The following is a 15,254-nucleotide window of genomic DNA, read 5'->3' on the forward strand; positions in this document are numbered from 1 at the left end:
ATGAAAAAGTTCTTTCAGGAATTCAAAAATTTTGCGGTTAAAGGGAATATGATCGATATGGCCGTCGGCATCATTATAGGCGCCGCATTCAATGCAGTGGTTAACTCGCTGGTCAAGAAGGTGATTATGCCTCCCTTATCCTTGCTTACTTCAGGTGTTAATCTGGCAGATAAAAAATGGGTGTTGCGGGAGGAGTCCGTAGGTAATGATGAAGTTGCCATCGGATACGGAGAGCTTTTCGAGGTTTTTATCGATTTTGCCATTGTAGCACTTACGATATTTATACTTTTAAAAGGAATCAATACCATCAAGGACAAAGCTGATAATCCGGAGGATAAAGAAGTGCAGACGCCGAAGAACATAGAACTGCTTTCCAATTTGGAAAAATTAATGAAAGAGCAAAATGAACTCCTAAAAAAACTGGGCGATTGATAAACTGTTTAGCATTGTCGCTAAAATATAATGCTTTACAGCCAATCGTTTAAACAAGTTATTGTAGAGAACCTAATATGATTACCTTTGTCGCAAAATTGTTTTAAATGGATTTGACCAACCCCCTGGTATACGGAGTACCCTGTTTTATAGCCCTTATTTTATTGGAATTGACCTACAGCAAAAGTCACGACGATCATGAAGATCTCTACGTTTGGAAAGATTTGATGGCGAGTGGTGCTATGGGAATCGGCTCGGCAATATTGGGACCTTTGGTGAAAGTTACCGTATTAATAGTCGTTTTCAATTACACTTATGAGCTTTTCAATCCTATGGTCGATGGCGTGCGTATGAATATCATGGGTTACGAGTCTTTTGGTTACGCGTGGTATGTATTTTTGGCCTGTCAACTCGCCGATGATTTTACGTATTATTGGTTTCATAGAGCAAACCACGAGATACGGTTACTCTGGGCCGCACATATCGTTCACCATTCCTCAGATCATTTTAACTTGGGTACGGCCATCCGAAACGGTTGGTTTACGCTCTTGTACAAACCTTTCTTCTACATGTGGCTGCCGGCAGTTGGTTTCCCGGTAGAAGTCGTCATCTTCGCCTTGGCGATTGAGTCTTTTTGGCAATTTCAGTTGCACTCGAAATACGTGCCGAAAATGGGGTGGATCGAAAAGATCTTCAATACGCACACTATGCATCAGGTACATCATTCCCAAAACGTGGAATATCTAGACAAGAACCACGGTGGATTTTTGAATATTTTCGATAAGATATTCGGGACCTGGAAAGAATTGGACGATGATACAGAGGTGAAATTCGGTGTAATTCATGCCCCGAAATCCTATAATCCTATGGTGATATTGACACATGAGTTCAAGGATATATGGAACGACATGAAAAAGTCTCCTAAATTATCACACAAACTGATGTACATTTTCGGCCCTCCTGGGTGGAGTCATGATGGCAGCACATTAACGGTAAAGCAACAGCAACGGCTATTTAAGAAACAAAGGGCTGCCAATCCCGAAATGGTATACAGCAGGCCAAATTAAGAGGAAAAGGTCATTAGGAAATCGCTGAATTCCTCGTTTATACGAAGGTGCGTAACTACCTCATCATCAGTAAATTTGGTTTCGCCTTTATCGTTCGTTTTAGCCGTTCTGTTTTGAACGGAAAGATAGTTTTCATTCGTTTTGTTGGAATATAACGTAAACAGACTGTGGTTTTCTGTGGTTGGATTCGGGACAGCGGAAATTTCCTTCAATGCTTCAAAATCGTTGTTCTCTAAAGGAGTGACTTCGCGCATTCGATTGTCTAAATAACTCAAGGCAGGTAACTGCTTCGCTTGAAACCACTTTTGATTCAGCTCGCAAAACGGTTCCCCGCTCTGATTGGGAGGAATAATGGTGCCAACAACTAAGACGATCAGGGCTTCAATGACCCAAATCAATCCTAAAAACCACCCGCTTACGGTTGCGGACCGAAATCCCCAAACCCCGACATCCATAATCTGGCCCATCAATTCAAAGAGTACTCCAGGTTGTAGGGCTAGTTCCAACACCTGCATGAACTGTATGTTACTTACCGATATGCCGATTCTGTCAGAACCATAGGTCTCCCCGGCGTTGATGACCAAATCCACCCATACGGCCCAACTAAGATAAAGTCCGATTAGTGCACCTAAAAACCCCAAAAAGAAAGCTAATTTGTCATTTCTGACCTTTCCCATGCGTATCGCCAATTTTTGAACAACCCAACCGATACCGAACCCAAAACCCAAGGTGATAAAAAAGTTAATGTAGGGAAAGGGAATATACCAAATCGCATAGGAATAAATCAAGGCGAGAATAGGTATAGCTGTAGCACAGGCTACGATAAAATGGATAAAAGCCAAGGGTGAAAATTTGTTCGAAGGCTGATAGTAGGTCGACATAAGCATAGTTTTTACCAAAATAATGGCATACTATAACGCTAGGAAGGTGATTTTATTGAAAAACGCGGCGTATTTGCTCCGCGGTACGCTCTATATTGTACTTGTTAAAGTGTTTTGGGTGACCCATAAACTCCTCTAAGTATATGAAGACCACTTAGGAATTACGGTAGCACTTAAATAGTATTGGCTTTGATAGCTCTGCTATTCCTCAACATGAGGCTTCTCGATTTTGGTTTTTTTATTCTTCTTCATTCGCAAATCGAAGAATTCGACCATCAGGGAGAAGGCGATGGCAAAATAGAGATATCCTTTGGGAATCACACCGACCTCGTTCCCAAAAACGATGAGATGGCCGATATGCGCCGCTTCGGCAATCAGCATAAACCCGATTAAAATCAAAAAGGAAAGCCCGAGTATCTGAATAGAGGGATGTTTATTGACGAACTCGCCTACAGGATTGGCGAACAGCATCATGATCACGACCGAAATCAAAACAGCTACGATCATTAAGACCAATGCATCATTTGGGTCTGGGGATATACCATTGGTCATGCCGATGGCGGTAAGAATAGAGTCAAAAGAGAAAACGATGTTGATGATGGTTATTTGTACGATCGCTTTCGTAAGCGTGTTGCCCCTGGCGTTGATTACCTCCCTTTCGTCATGACCACGGTCTTCTACCTTCTCATGAATTTCCTTGGTGCTTTTATATAGGAGGAAAAGGCCTCCTGCAAAGAGAATCAGGGCCTGACCGCTAATACCTCCCGAAATCCAGCCATTGTCAAATACCCAGAAGGGTTTCTTCGCCGCGGTTAACCAAGTGATGCCAAAGAGCAGAACGACCCGCATCACCATGGCGAGTATCAACCCGATGTTGGTGGCTTTCTTTCGCTTACTTTTCTCCAATTTACCTGCGGCGATAGAGATAAAGATAATGTTGTCTATTCCTAGAACGATTTCTAGAAAAGTTAGGGTAATTAATGCTATCCAAGCATCCGGGCTGGCGAAAATTTCAAACATAAATGGTGGTTTAATCGGTTCTTATGGCTGTTCCCCTAGATTTATTGCTCTTACCGACAAGACTGTACTCAAAGGTATATGAGTCTTCGGTGGTCGACAATATCTTCATTTGTACCGAGGTCTTGGTTTTGATGTCCTGTAACACAAATTCACAATCATTGACCCACTTCACGGTAGCGCTGTCTACAGTACTATCATAGTATTCAACACTATACAAGCTGTCTCGGGTAAAAGTGCCTGACTTTTTCTCATCATTTACCACATAATCGAAACGATATGTGCCTGTTTTAAAATCGGTACAATTGCGTTCTGGTTGATAGCAGGATGTCAGTAAAAGACAGAGGCAGATAAGTGTGTAGGTAAATTTTATCATCCTTGCAAAGTAAACAAAAATCATCATAAATCCGCTTGATTTCTACTGGTGATTGAAAGGTCTAAGCGTCCCGAAACGATTTAAAAGTGCCATCGGAATAGAAAATAACGATTTTTTCAATGGATTTTTCTTGGGATAAGACTTTGCCCGTAGGCTCAAAATCCTCTTTTGCTTTTGTAGGTAATGAAAGCGAGGTGTTCTCTTCGGTAGTGGGGAAAGTCCCTTTTCCGTTTAAAAGCCAATAGAGGTTCACTTCCGGAAAAGTCTTCACGACCTTTAAAACAAAATCAAGACTGGGTTTGTTCCGTCCTGAAAGCAAGTGTGAAATACTTGAACGTTGTACTTGAATTTTATCTGCAAAAACGGCCGCTGAAATTCCGTAGTAATCGAGCAATTTTTCCAGTCTTCTAATAAATTCAGCGCTGTTTACCATTGTAACTTGATTTAGACAAAATTACGATTATTTTTGAAACATATGCTACTGAATACATTCAAAAATAAAGGGAAATATCAAATGTAGGACTCAATATAAATTATAGTAACTAACTGATTTTGTGAATAGTAAATATGGTAAATAATTAATTGTTTACAATTGTGCATTCTGACCTGTTTTAGAGGGTAAATGATGACGCTTTAGGGCTTAAAATAGTTTACAATTGTAAATAATATTGATGTTACATTTGTATTTAAAATTGAAAAGACACATGTCCTTTTTTACTTCAGAATACCCAAACTTCAAGGAAAAATACATTAGCGGAAGATACATCACCCATGAGCACATCACCCCTCTCCTAAATCAATTGAAGGGTGTTTTCGAAGTGACGGAAGTTGGAAAATCCGTTGAAGGCTCTCCTATTGAGTGCGTCCATTTCGGAAAGGGAAAGCATAAAATCTTGATGTGGTCGCAAATGCACGGGAACGAATCCACCACGACAAAGGCCGTTTTCGATTTTTTGAAATTTATGGATTCCGGAAATCAGCTGGCCAGTAAAATTTTGGAAAGTTGTAGCATACGGATTATTCCTATGTTGAATCCCGATGGGGCTCTCGCCTATACGCGTTCCAATACCAACGAAATCGACTTGAATCGGGATGCGCAGAAATTGTCACAGCCAGAGAGTAAGGTGCTACGCAACGTTTACAATAGGTTTCAACCCGATTTTTGCTTTAATCTGCACGATCAACGTACGATGTACAATGTGGGGGATAGCGCACAGCCTGCAACGGTTTCGTTTTTAGCCCCTGCGATGGATGCACAAAGAAGTATTCCGACGACAAGAGGAAAGAGTATGCGTTTGATCGTAGCGATGAACAGACGTTTGCAGCAGTTGATTCCTAATCAAATCGGACGTTACGACGATGGCTTTAATAGCAATTGTGTGGGCGACACTTTTCAAATGCTCGGAACGCCGACCGTACTTTTCGAAGCTGGACATTTCCCAAACGATTACGAACGGGAAAGAACCAGGGAGTGTATTTTTATAGCCTTGACGTCGGCCTTGGAGGTAATTGCAGATGATAGCCTAATGGATTACGGGGAGGCGGAATATTTCGAAATTCCCGAAAACGGAAAGCGATTCTTCGATGTGCTTATCCAGAACGCAAATCATTTGAATGCAGCCTATGACCCCGGCGTAAGCCTAGGCATACGTTTTGACGAAAGTCTAGTTAAAGATACCATTCAATTCGAGTCGAAGCTCGATTCCGTTTTTGGAAGTGACTATTTTTTAGGACATCAAACTTTTGATTGCGCGGACCCTGAAAGTTTTCGTAAGCTGCAGAAAGATTTACATTTGATGAGGCTATTGGGTTCGTAAAAAAACACCTATTCTGTTAAAAGTAGCTATTTCTTTACATTTTTGTTAGATAAGGCTAAGTTTTGTTGAATATACTTTCTTAATTGTTTATTTTTGTTGAAAAATTAATCAAATAATGGCAAAAGCAAAATTAGACGAAATTGACCACCAAATTCTGGATATGTTGATTGACAATACCAGAACCCCTTTTACCGATATAGCAAAGAAACTACTGATTTCAGCAGGAACCGTTCATGTTCGTGTCAAGAAAATGGAGGATGCCGGAATCATTAGAGGGTCTTCATTGACTTTGGATTACATGAAATTGGGATACGCATTCATTGCCTATGTTGGTATTTTTCTGGAAAAAACGCATCAAACGAAATTTGTACTGGAGCGTTTGGAACAGATTCCCAATGTCACCGTCGCCCATATTACTACCGGAAAATTCAATATTTTTTGTAAAATCAGGGCAAAGGATACCAATCATGCTAAGAATATTATTTTCAAGGTCGATGATATCGAGGGTATCAGCAGAACGGAGACTATGATTTCTTTGGAGGAAAGCATTAACGACAAAAAGCGTTTGATGCATACTATATTTAACGAATTATAGGAAATGCTCATCTCGAGCCACTTATACATAAATTAACGACCCCGAACGGAACTTTCGTACGGGGTTTTATTTTTAGCCTATGAAACCATCAGCATTGCAATCGAACGATTACAATCCATATTACCAAACATATATCAATAAGTTGGGCGATTCCGACTTGCTCGAGACCATGTCGAAACAATTGAAAAATTTCCCGAAATTCATCGCCAGTATTCCTTCCGATAAATGGGATTACGCTTATGGTGAAGATAAATGGACTGTGGCAGAGGCCCTTCTACATATAATCGATACCGAGCGTATTTTCCAATATCGGGCATTGCGTTTTGCGCGAAATGACGATAGTCACCTTCCCGGATTTGATCAAGACCTATATGTGCCAAATTCCAACGCCAATGCGCGTACACCGGAAAGTATCATTGAAGAGTATGAGGCGGTACGCCGTTCATCTTTAGCTTTGTTTTCGTCCTTTGACGAGGCAACCTTAAAGCGCAAAGGTACGGCCAGTGGTTCTCAAATGAGCGTAGCCGCTTTGGGTTTTTTAAGTTTGGGACACCAAAGACATCATCGTGATGTCATCCGGGAAAGGTATTTATAAGCTGATTTTCTACGGCAGACCACTTTTAAAGCTTGGGTATTTTATTTGACGTGTAGACTGGATGTGGCGCGATAGTCCCCTGAGAACCAATATGCCGCGTACAGGTCGTATCACGGAAATTTTTAAACTTCTGCGTGTCTTTTATCGGAAATATTAAACGGGACTGGTTTAGTCGAAATCAGAATCTTCCTCGAAATCCGTTTCGGCGTTCATTTCTTTTTCCATCTCCGAGGCGTCTACTTCCTCTAAAATGGGCTCAGGTTTCGATTCGAGCTCTTTTTCAATAGTGTCTTCAAAATTGGAAATGAAATTAGCGAGGCTTTTACTTATTTTCACCAAATAGAGGCAATCATCGGTTCTAATTTCAACAGCTTCGACGTATTCGCCGTTAGCGTTTTTGAAGGCGATGATGTCCTCGTCGCCGTACCCGTACGGATAGGTCTCTATCAACAAGGCCGCCAGTTCGTGGCTCAATTTTTTGTAGTCTACAAGTCTGCGTGTCATAGTAGGTTAATTGGTTTTTCCTTTTTAGGATGATTAGGTTTTTACATGGTGTGAACAATCCGTCTAGTGTTTGCGAATTATTTACTTACCTAAACTAGCCAATTTGACACAACGACTAAATAAAGAGTTGTCAACTACGGAATATAGTATATGAAATTCTCATTCCGAGTAGTAAGCGAATGCCTGACGGATTAAATTTTCCTCTATTTGAACGTCAATAACAGGATTACCGATACCTTTTAGGAGAACGAAATTGATGTTTCCATGGGAATTCTTTTTGTCGAACTTCAATAAGGACAAAATGCCGTCGATGTCAGAACTGGAGAATACTATTTTGGGATAACGGGCGGCAAAGGTGTTTTTTATTTCTGTTAGATCATCCATTTGCAAACCTTGTAAATTATGGGAAAGCCAACCCTCTAAAACCATTCCTATGGCGATTGCCTCGCCGTGCAAGAGCAATTCGTGTTCCGCACTTTCTAGGAAAAAAGACTCTACCGCATGGCCTAGTGTATGGCCGTAATTTAAGATTTTACGGAGACTTTGTTCCGTTGGATCCTGTAAAACCACCTCGTTCTTTATACCGACAGATTGATGTATAAGCGTATCGATTTGGTCTGCGCCGACGCCATTTTTTAAGGTGTTCCAATAGTTGCGGTCACGAATCAAACCGTGTTTCAGCATTTCGGCAAAACCGCTTTGCAGTTGCCTTTCTTCGAGCGTATTTAAAAATTCGCTCACGACAAGTACCATTTGCGGTTGGCTGATGACACCGACCTGATTTTTCAATGCGCCGAGATCTACCCCGGTTTTGCCTCCAACAGAGGCATCTACCATGGCGAGCAGGGTGGTGGGGATGTTGATGAAATCGATACCGCGTTTATAGGTAGAGGCTACAAAACCTCCTAAATCGGTTATCACCCCACCGCCAAGGTTGATAAGCACGCTCTTACGATCGGCATCAAGTCCGGAAAGTACCTCCCAAACTCGGGTACACGTGGCAATATTCTTGTTTATTTCACCTGATTCTATTTCAATGACCTCAAAATCGTAAGCGGCCTCAATGGCCGGCATTAAGATAGGCAGGCAATGTTCATGGGAGTTTTCATCCACTAGAATAAAAACCTTGGAATAGGAGGCTTTTTCCAAATGGGTGTTCAAAGCCGCGAAGGCGAACGTGTTAAAATGAACGGAATAGGCTGCGGATGTTATGGACTTCATTGCGGATTTGTTTCCAAAATTATCGATACAAAATAAAGGTAATTTTATCGATAGATATACTCTTTAGAAGATTATATTTGAGAACCGAAATAAACAGCACAAATGGAGCAATTTTTTGAAGATACTGCAACCGCATTTGCCTTAAAGTCCGATTCCGAATTGGAACGGGCTTATTTTTTATTCAAAATGATTGCTAATGAGCCTTTGGTGCGTATCGGTACAGCCATGACCAACTTTGCCATCAAAGCAAAGCTTCCGGTAGAGGGACTTATACGTGCCACGGTTTTCGATCATTTTTGTGGAGGTGTAAACGAAGCTGATTGTATGCCGGTTGTCGATAAAATGTGGACGAAGGGGGTTTGTTCGGTTTTGGATTATTCCGTCGAAGGAACCGATACCGAGGATCCGTTAGATGATACGCTGAATAAAGTCTTGCACGTGTTGGATTTTGTAAAGGAGAAGGATGCCATTCCCTTTGCGGTGTTTAAGCCTACGGGGTTTGGTCGATTCGAAATTTTCAAAAAAAGAACTGCGGGAAAATCCCTGACGGATGCGGAGCAAGAAGAATGGGATCGCATAGTTGCCCGTTTTGATAAGACCTGTAAAAAAGCCTTTGATCTGGATGTGGCCCTACTGATCGATGGTGAGGAAAGCTGGATGCAGGATGCGGCCGATGATTTGGTAGAGCAGATGATGCGAAAATACAACAAGAAAAAGGCCGTCGTTTTCAACACGCTTCAGATGTACCGATGGGATCGAATGGATTATCTCAAGAAATTGCATCAACGTGCGAAACAGGATGATTTTAAAATAGGAATGAAGGTCGTACGCGGTGCCTACATGGAAAAGGAAAACGAGCGTGCCGATGAAAAAGGATATAAGACTCCAATCTGCGCATCCAAAAAGGAAACCGATGTCAATTTTGATGCAGCCATCGCCTATATTGTTGAAAATCTCGACGATATCTCATTGTTCTCCGGAACGCATAACGAGGAGAGTACCTATACCTTATTGGAGCTAATGCAGGCCAATAATATTGCGAATAACGACCCCAGAATCTGGAGCGGACAATTATACGGAATGAGTGAGCACATCTCCTTTAATTTGGCTGCCAAAGGCTATAATGTCGCCAAATACCTTCCTTTCGGGCCGGTAAAAGACGTCATGCCCTATTTGATTCGTCGTGCGGAGGAAAATACCTCAGTGGCCGGACAAACCACCAGAGAACTGTCTTTATTGAAAAAAGAACGCAAGCGCAGGAAAATCTAAAGGAGATAAATTGTACGGCATGCCGTATATTCCGGTTATCATGAAAGAATTAATTCACTGTTAATCTTAATGCTATCGCTTTGCGCACCTTACGAATTACTTGCGCAGCTAGCGTTCACCAACCCGCACCGGAGTGCATACTAGTTCAAACTACACTAGACTAATAAGTAATTTGCTCGACCACGGCCTTTGAAGCGCAGTTCCGGACGGTAAGTACCGCTTCTTTTTCGTTCACTTCCCCTTCAATACGATAGGTTTTACAGGGTTGTGATTTGGTGTCACTTCCACTAAAATCAACATCCCCATCGAATAAGAACGCAGCGATCATGATAGAATCCAGTTCTTTGTTTAAAATGAGTTGATTGATTTCCTCGGAATAGGAGAGCGGTTTCGAGCGAATATCCTTCAATGTCCTGCAATTGGGGAAATAACAAAAAGAGACCCCGGTTTCCTCGGATTTCTTTTTGAAGAAAATAGCTAGAAAAATAATCCCGATAGAAAGTCCAACGAGATAGTACCCTAGACGTTTTATAAATGCCATATTAAAAAATAAGGAAATTGATATCGCTGTACTCAAGATCGAACCATTCTCCAACGGACTTATTCGTTAAAATACCGTGGTACATGTACAGTCCGTTTCTGAGCCCCTTATCAAAACGAAGGGAGTTCTCCATTCCGCCTTCCTCTCCTAATTTTAAAAGGTAGGGCGTAAAAATATTACTGATCGATACCGATGCGGTCTTGGGATAGCGGGAAGGTATATTGGGCACTCCGTAATGAATTACCCCGAATTTTTCAATCGTTGGTTTGTTGTGGCTGGTAATAATACTGGTTTCGAAACAACCGCCCGTATCGATACTCACGTCGATAATGACCGCTCCCTTTTTCATGTTCTCGACCATGGTACTCGAAACCACCACGGGAGATCGATCCTCCCCCCGCACGGCGCCGATAGCCACATCACATCGTTTTAGGGCTTTCAGTAAATTTTTAGGTTGTAATGTAGAGGTATAGACCGTTTGTCTTAAGGATGCTTGTATCGTGCGTAGTTTGGTAAGGGAGTTGTCGAAAATCTTGACATTGGCTCCAAGGCCAAGGGCGGATCTGGCCGCGAACTCACCTACTGTACCCGCCCCGATGATGACTACTTCTATAGGTGGTACGCCGCTAATGTTACCGAACATCAGACCGTTCCCGTCGTTGGTCGCCGACAACAATTCCGATGCGATTAATACGGATGAGATACCTGCTATCTCGCTTAGGGAGCGTACGGCCGGATACTTGCCATCTTCATCTTTGATATACTCGAAGGCGATGGCCGTAATTCGTTTTTTTGCCAGTTGTTCGAAATACTTTTTCTCCCTAGTCTTTAATTGTAGAGCCGAAATCACAACCGTTTGCGGATTGATCATTTCAATTTCCGAGAGGGTGGGAGGTTCTACTTTTAGGAGCAATGGGCATCCGAAGACTTTCTTGGTATCACGTGTTATCTCCCCTCCGGCTTTGGTATAATCGGAATCCGAAAAATGTGCGCTTTCGCCGGCCCCTGCTTCTATCAGCACACGATGACCGTTGGCCGTAATCGCGTTAACGGCGTCGGGGGTAAGGCAGATACGTTGCTCTTGGTATTGATTTTCCTGAGGAATACCGATAAAAAGTTCCCGTTTGCTCTTTAAAATCTCGAGCGTTTCTTCTTGTGGGAGTAGTTGCTGCTTGCTAAAAGGTGAACTAGGTTGGTTCATATAGGTAACGTGACCGAAGTGATAATTGTTAAAAGTAAACGAACTCGGGGCAAGCCTACCTGACGAAAGGCGGGCCCGCGCGGCATTCTAAAAGGAAAAGACTTTAGTGCGTCGAGGCATCCCGATAGCTATCGGGACGGAGCATTCAAATCTCCATTATCAAGTAAAATTACGATTTTTATTGGTAAAATCTGGTTTGTCCTACAAGGAAGCTATTCCATAAAGCTGATTTCACGCGTGATCGTATCTACGATATCGATTTTAATGTTTATGGCGTTCTCGGGAAGCAGCGATGGAATTTTTTCAGGCCATTCGATAAAGACCCAACAGTCTTGTGCCAGATAATCCTCGAAGCCCATATCGTATGCTTCTAACTCATCGTTCAAGCGGTAAAAGTCGAAATGGTAGCCCAACAGTTCCCCGTTATCAAGATGGTATTCGTTTACGAGGCCGAAAGTCGGGCTGTTGCCCTGGTTTGTGCTCCCAAGACACCTTATCAATGCTTTAATCAGCGTAGTTTTTCCTGCACCCATTTCACCATTAAAGCAAAGTGTTCGGGAAGGAACGGCCTCAAGAACCGTTTTAGCGATGGTATCGATTTCTTTTTCGGAATAGGATAGTATGGCCATGATATGATTACTAATTATATAGGTCGGGATGTTCGTCGCTTTAAAAAGTGTATCTTTCTAGATAAATAAAATCAGTTTGTATGGAATTCCCTTTTTCAATCGGCCTTTGGCAATTGTTTCTCGTATTGGTTTTCGTAATCCCATCCCTGTATTTGCTCTACCTCGTTGTGCGCGCCTTACGTAAATATTTGAAGGAGAGTTGATTTATCTAGGATTGAGCACCACAAAGGGAATGATCATCTCTTCAAGGGAAACACCCCCGTGCTGGTAGCTGTTTCTGTAATACCCCACATAATGGTTATAGTTATTCGGATAAGCGAAGAACAGGTCGTTTTTGGCAAAAATATAGGAACTGCTTACATTGATGTTGGGCAGGTGTATTTCTTTAGGATTTTTTACCGAATACACGTCTTTATCTTCATAGGTCAGGCTTCGTCCTGTCTTATATCTTAAGTTTAGGCTAGTGTCTTTATCGCCCACGACCTTAGAAGGTTGCGTGACATTTATGGTTCCGTGGTCTGTTGTGATAATCAATTTCATTCCCATACTTTGTGCTTGCTGTATGATATCCAACAAAGGCGAGTTTTTAAACCAGCTTTGCGTTAACGAGCGGTATGATTTGTCGTTTCCGGCGAGCTCCTTTATAACCTCCATTTCGGTCTTCGCGTGTGAAAGCATATCCACAAAATTATAGACGATTACCGTAAGGTCATTATCCTTTTGCGACCTGAAATTACTGGCAAGGTGCTTTCCTTGTTTTAGGCTGCTGATTTTGTGATAGTCCCATTTGAGGTGCAATCCTAAGCGTTCGAGCTGCGCACCGAGAAACTTGTGTTCAAAAAGATTTTTGCCCCCCTCATCGGTGTCGTTTTTCCACCATTCCGGATATTTTTTTTCCATATCCAAGGGGGTAAGACCGGAGAAAATCGCATTTCTCGCATATTGCGTGGCGGTGGGTAGGATGCTATAATACGTTTCTTCCTTCGTTTTCTTGTAGAAAGAACCGACGGTATCCTCGAATGCGAACCATTGGTCGTACCGCAAATTGTCTATGACCACCAATAGTGTCGGACCGTCATTCAGTTCCGGTTGAATACGTTCTTTGAACAAGGTGTGGGATAGAATGGGCCCGTCGCCGCCGTCGAACCAATCGGCATAATTACGTTCTATGAACTTTCCGAAATGGCTGTTGGCTTCCGTTTTTTGGGACTCCAATATCTCGAACATGCTGGCATCCTCGATTTCCTCCAACTGTAATTCCCAATAAATCAATTTGCGATACAGGCTGGCCCATTCTTCATAGGTATTGACCATGGAGAGGTCCATTGCGATTTTTCGAAACTCCTGTTGGTAATTAGATGTCGTTTTCTCGGATACCAATCTGGAATGGTCCAAGTTTTTTTTGAGGGAAAGCAGTATTTGATTCGGATTTACCGGTTTGATCAAATAATCGGCGATTTTAGAGCCGATAGCCTCTTCCATGATGGACTCCTCTTCGCTTTTGGTAATCATCACCACTGGAAGCGAGGCATTCATGACCTTTATTTCGGTCAAGGTTTCCAGACCGGATATACCGGGCATGTTTTCATCCAAAAACACGATATCAACTTTATTTTTCTCCAGTTCTTCCAAAGCCTCCTGTCCGCTCGGACACGGAATAACATCATAATTTTTTCCTTGTAAAAATAGAATATGGGGCTTTAAAAGGTCGATTTCATCATCGACCCAGAGAATGGTTATTTTGTTCATGCGTGCGTTCAGATTAATTTAGCGCAGTTTAAAGAATAGTTCCGTCTTTTGGTAAGATACCGACCGTTGGCGGAGATTGTATAACTTTGCGCGAACAGTTTCTAAGCCTTTACTTTTGACGACATCAAAAAAACTGGAAATTTTCAATGATCCAATTTACGGATTTATTGCAATTCCCACTCCGCTCATTTTTGAACTTATCGGTCACCCGTATTTTCAACGCCTGCGCCGTATTTCTCAAATGGGGCTTTCTTATCTGGTATACCCTGGTGCGCATCACACCCGTTTTCATCATGCGTTAGGAAGTATGCATTTGATGCAAGAGGCCATACAACTACTTCGTTTTAAGGAGATTGAAATCACGAAGCAGGAGGAGGAAGGGCTCTTGGTGGCGATTTTGCTACATGATATCGGGCATGGCCCTTTCTCGCATGCCATGGAAAATTCCATCGCGTCCGAAGTTGATCACGAAGATATTTCCCTGTTGTTTATGGAAGATCTGAACGATAAGTTTAACGGAAGTTTAACGACCGCCATCTCCATCTTCAAGAGGGAGCATCCCAAGCGCTTCTTGAATCAACTGGTATCGAGTCAATTGGATATGGATCGCATGGACTATCTCAAAAGGGATAGTTTTTATACCGGCGTATCCGAAGGAAACATCAATTCCGAACGGTTGATTACCATGCTCAATGTGGTCGATGGGCAATTGGTGGTCGAGGAAAAGGGGATTTATTCCGTAGAGAAATTCCTTATGGCACGCCGTTTTATGTACTGGCAGGTATACTTGCATAAAACTAGTTTGGTCGCAGAGCAATTACTCATTCGTACCTTACAACGGGCCAAGGAGTTATTGGCGACCGATGTGGAGCTCTCTTGTAGTCCGACTTTGCTATTTTTTCTTCGGAACAGGATCGCCAAAATAGATTTTGACCCGGATATACTGCAGCGATTTGCACTGTTGGATGATACCGATTTGCTGTCCGCCTTAAAACAATGGCGGACCCATCCTGATTTTGTCCTGTCAAAACTGTGCCAAATGTTACTGGATCGCAAGCTGTTGCATATCAAATTAAAGAGTAAACCGATTCCCGAAGAAAAGCTGAACGCGCGGTATCGGACCACTAAGAAAAAGTTTAAGCTTACCGATCAGGAGACCGCTTATTTTGTTTTTTCCGGTGAGATTGAACATAAGGCGTACGACCTTGACAAACAGAATATAAACATCCTAAAAAGCAATGGAAAATTAATTGATGTGGCCAGGGCTTCCGACCATTTGAATTTAAAGGCACTTTCTAAACCAGTTACCAAATATTATATCTGTTACCCCAAAGATTCTGTTTAACTATTTTTCTTACTT

Annotated in this window: 17 protein-coding genes; 7 read left to right on the forward strand and 10 right to left on the reverse strand. The window is 42.2% G+C overall.

Going from position 1 to position 15,254, the window contains the following annotated elements; all coding sequences use genetic code 11:
- Complete coding sequence (gene mscL / locus FGM00_RS06630) at positions 1 to 432, forward strand: large-conductance mechanosensitive channel protein MscL (protein WP_138852140.1); 432 nt, start codon at positions 1 to 3, stop codon at positions 430 to 432.
- Between the two features lie 107 nt (positions 433 to 539).
- Positions 540 to 1,499, forward strand: a complete 960-nt coding sequence (locus FGM00_RS06635; protein WP_138852141.1) for a sterol desaturase family protein — start codon at positions 540 to 542, stop codon at positions 1,497 to 1,499.
- On the opposite strand, the gene FGM00_RS06640 is transcribed toward FGM00_RS06635, so the two are convergent.
- The 4 genes from FGM00_RS06640 to FGM00_RS06655 all read right to left on the reverse strand — a co-directional run bounded on the left by FGM00_RS06640 (position 1,496) and on the right by FGM00_RS06655 (position 4,206).
- On the reverse strand, positions 1,496 to 2,380 hold the full coding sequence (locus FGM00_RS06640) for a hypothetical protein (RefSeq protein ID WP_138852142.1): 885 nt from the start codon (positions 2,378 to 2,380) through the stop codon (positions 1,496 to 1,498). The two genes, FGM00_RS06635 and FGM00_RS06640, sit on opposite strands and share 4 nt — an antisense overlap.
- Before the next feature lie 201 nt (positions 2,381 to 2,581).
- A complete protein-coding gene (locus FGM00_RS06645) occupies positions 2,582 to 3,400 on the reverse strand; it encodes a TerC family protein (RefSeq protein ID WP_138852143.1) in 819 nt (272 codons plus the stop codon).
- 10 nt (positions 3,401 to 3,410) lie between these two features.
- The gene (locus FGM00_RS06650; protein WP_138852144.1) at positions 3,411 to 3,773 is read right to left on the reverse strand and encodes a hypothetical protein; all 363 of its coding nucleotides are present in this window, start codon (positions 3,771 to 3,773) and stop codon (positions 3,411 to 3,413) included.
- Positions 3,774 to 3,834: 61 nt separating this feature from the next.
- Entirely contained in the window at positions 3,835 to 4,206 is a 372-nt protein-coding gene (locus FGM00_RS06655; RefSeq protein WP_138852145.1) for a helix-turn-helix domain-containing protein, read from the reverse strand.
- A 271-nt stretch (positions 4,207 to 4,477) separates the two neighbouring features.
- On the opposite strand from FGM00_RS06655, the gene FGM00_RS06660 reads away from it, so the two are divergent.
- The 3 genes from FGM00_RS06660 to FGM00_RS06670 all read left to right on the forward strand — a co-directional run bounded on the left by FGM00_RS06660 (position 4,478) and on the right by FGM00_RS06670 (position 6,780).
- A complete protein-coding gene (locus FGM00_RS06660; protein WP_138852146.1) occupies positions 4,478 to 5,590 on the forward strand; it encodes a M14 family metallopeptidase in 1,113 nt (370 codons plus the stop codon).
- Positions 5,591 to 5,705: 115 nt separating this feature from the next.
- Positions 5,706 to 6,185, forward strand: a complete 480-nt coding sequence (locus tag FGM00_RS06665) for an Lrp/AsnC family transcriptional regulator (protein ID WP_138852147.1) — start codon at positions 5,706 to 5,708, stop codon at positions 6,183 to 6,185.
- A gap of 79 nt (positions 6,186 to 6,264) precedes the next feature.
- On the forward strand, positions 6,265 to 6,780 hold the full coding sequence (locus tag FGM00_RS06670; RefSeq protein ID WP_138852148.1) for a DinB family protein: 516 nt from the start codon (positions 6,265 to 6,267) through the stop codon (positions 6,778 to 6,780).
- Positions 6,781 to 6,948: 168 nt separating this feature from the next.
- Here the strand turns inward: FGM00_RS06670 and FGM00_RS06675 are convergent, their stop codons facing one another.
- On the reverse strand, positions 6,949 to 7,284 hold the full coding sequence (locus tag FGM00_RS06675) for a hypothetical protein (protein ID WP_138852149.1): 336 nt from the start codon (positions 7,282 to 7,284) through the stop codon (positions 6,949 to 6,951).
- Between the two features lie 159 nt (positions 7,285 to 7,443).
- Positions 7,444 to 8,505: a 3-dehydroquinate synthase gene (aroB, locus tag FGM00_RS06680; protein ID WP_138852150.1), complete on the reverse strand. Its 1,062-nt coding sequence runs from the start codon at positions 8,503 to 8,505 to the stop codon at positions 7,444 to 7,446.
- 102 nt (positions 8,506 to 8,607) lie between these two features.
- On the opposite strand from aroB, the gene FGM00_RS06685 reads away from it, so the two are divergent.
- Positions 8,608 to 9,774 (forward strand): proline dehydrogenase family protein, encoded by a 1,167-nt coding sequence (locus FGM00_RS06685; RefSeq protein WP_138852151.1) that lies wholly within the window; start codon positions 8,608 to 8,610, stop codon positions 9,772 to 9,774.
- Between the two features lie 160 nt (positions 9,775 to 9,934).
- Here FGM00_RS06685 and FGM00_RS06690 read toward each other — a convergent pair whose 3' ends face one another.
- The 4 genes from FGM00_RS06690 to porX form a co-directional block, all read right to left on the reverse strand.
- Positions 9,935 to 10,315: a DUF4258 domain-containing protein gene (locus tag FGM00_RS06690; RefSeq protein ID WP_138852152.1), complete on the reverse strand. Its 381-nt coding sequence runs from the start codon at positions 10,313 to 10,315 to the stop codon at positions 9,935 to 9,937.
- A gap of 1 nt (position 10,316) precedes the next feature.
- Entirely contained in the window at positions 10,317 to 11,516 is a 1,200-nt protein-coding gene (locus tag FGM00_RS06695; RefSeq protein ID WP_138852153.1) for an alanine dehydrogenase, read from the reverse strand.
- A 212-nt stretch (positions 11,517 to 11,728) separates the two neighbouring features.
- Positions 11,729 to 12,145 (reverse strand): tRNA (adenosine(37)-N6)-threonylcarbamoyltransferase complex ATPase subunit type 1 TsaE, encoded by a 417-nt coding sequence (tsaE, locus tag FGM00_RS06700; RefSeq protein ID WP_138852154.1) that lies wholly within the window; start codon positions 12,143 to 12,145, stop codon positions 11,729 to 11,731.
- Positions 12,146 to 12,349: 204 nt separating this feature from the next.
- On the reverse strand, positions 12,350 to 13,894 hold the full coding sequence (gene porX / locus FGM00_RS06705) for a T9SS response regulator signal transducer PorX (protein WP_138852155.1): 1,545 nt from the start codon (positions 13,892 to 13,894) through the stop codon (positions 12,350 to 12,352).
- Positions 13,895 to 14,009: 115 nt separating this feature from the next.
- Between porX and FGM00_RS06710 the strand changes: the two genes are divergently transcribed.
- Positions 14,010 to 15,239, forward strand: coding sequence for an HD domain-containing protein (locus FGM00_RS06710; RefSeq protein ID WP_138852156.1), 1,230 nt, complete (start codon positions 14,010 to 14,012; stop codon positions 15,237 to 15,239).
- The last annotated feature ends 15 nt before the right edge of the window (positions 15,240 to 15,254 follow it).

This window comes from Aggregatimonas sangjinii, from assembly GCF_005943945.1.
GTDB classification, from domain to species: domain Bacteria; phylum Bacteroidota; class Bacteroidia; order Flavobacteriales; family Flavobacteriaceae; genus Pelagihabitans; species Pelagihabitans sangjinii.

What these genes read in the sequence shown, in the direction of transcription:
- FGM00_RS06665 (WP_138852147.1), top strand. Translation starts at nt 5,706, where the DNA reads ATGGCAAAAGCAAAATTAGACGAAATTGACCACCAAATTCTGGATATG.
- FGM00_RS06655 (WP_138852145.1), bottom strand. Translation starts at nt 4,206, where the DNA reads ATGGTAAACAGCGCTGAATTTATTAGAAGACTGGAAAAATTGCTCGAT.
- tsaE (WP_138852154.1), bottom strand. Translation starts at nt 12,145, where the DNA reads ATGGCCATACTATCCTATTCCGAAAAAGAAATCGATACCATCGCTAAA.
- FGM00_RS06640 (WP_138852142.1), bottom strand. Translation starts at nt 2,380, where the DNA reads ATGTCGACCTACTATCAGCCTTCGAACAAATTTTCACCCTTGGCTTTT.
- FGM00_RS06695 (WP_138852153.1), bottom strand. Translation starts at nt 11,516, where the DNA reads ATGAACCAACCTAGTTCACCTTTTAGCAAGCAGCAACTACTCCCACAA.
- aroB (WP_138852150.1), bottom strand. Translation starts at nt 8,505, where the DNA reads ATGAAGTCCATAACATCCGCAGCCTATTCCGTTCATTTTAACACGTTC.
- FGM00_RS06690 (WP_138852152.1), bottom strand. Translation starts at nt 10,315, where the DNA reads ATGGCATTTATAAAACGTCTAGGGTACTATCTCGTTGGACTTTCTATC.
- FGM00_RS06675 (WP_138852149.1), bottom strand. Translation starts at nt 7,284, where the DNA reads ATGACACGCAGACTTGTAGACTACAAAAAATTGAGCCACGAACTGGCG.
- FGM00_RS06670 (WP_138852148.1), top strand. Translation starts at nt 6,265, where the DNA reads ATGAAACCATCAGCATTGCAATCGAACGATTACAATCCATATTACCAA.
- porX (WP_138852155.1), bottom strand. Translation starts at nt 13,894, where the DNA reads ATGAACAAAATAACCATTCTCTGGGTCGATGATGAAATCGACCTTTTA.
- FGM00_RS06645 (WP_138852143.1), bottom strand. Translation starts at nt 3,400, where the DNA reads ATGTTTGAAATTTTCGCCAGCCCGGATGCTTGGATAGCATTAATTACC.
- FGM00_RS06660 (WP_138852146.1), top strand. Translation starts at nt 4,478, where the DNA reads ATGTCCTTTTTTACTTCAGAATACCCAAACTTCAAGGAAAAATACATT.
- FGM00_RS06685 (WP_138852151.1), top strand. Translation starts at nt 8,608, where the DNA reads ATGGAGCAATTTTTTGAAGATACTGCAACCGCATTTGCCTTAAAGTCC.
- FGM00_RS06650 (WP_138852144.1), bottom strand. Translation starts at nt 3,773, where the DNA reads ATGATAAAATTTACCTACACACTTATCTGCCTCTGTCTTTTACTGACA.
- mscL (WP_138852140.1), top strand. Translation starts at nt 1, where the DNA reads ATGAAAAAGTTCTTTCAGGAATTCAAAAATTTTGCGGTTAAAGGGAAT.
- FGM00_RS06635 (WP_138852141.1), top strand. Translation starts at nt 540, where the DNA reads ATGGATTTGACCAACCCCCTGGTATACGGAGTACCCTGTTTTATAGCC.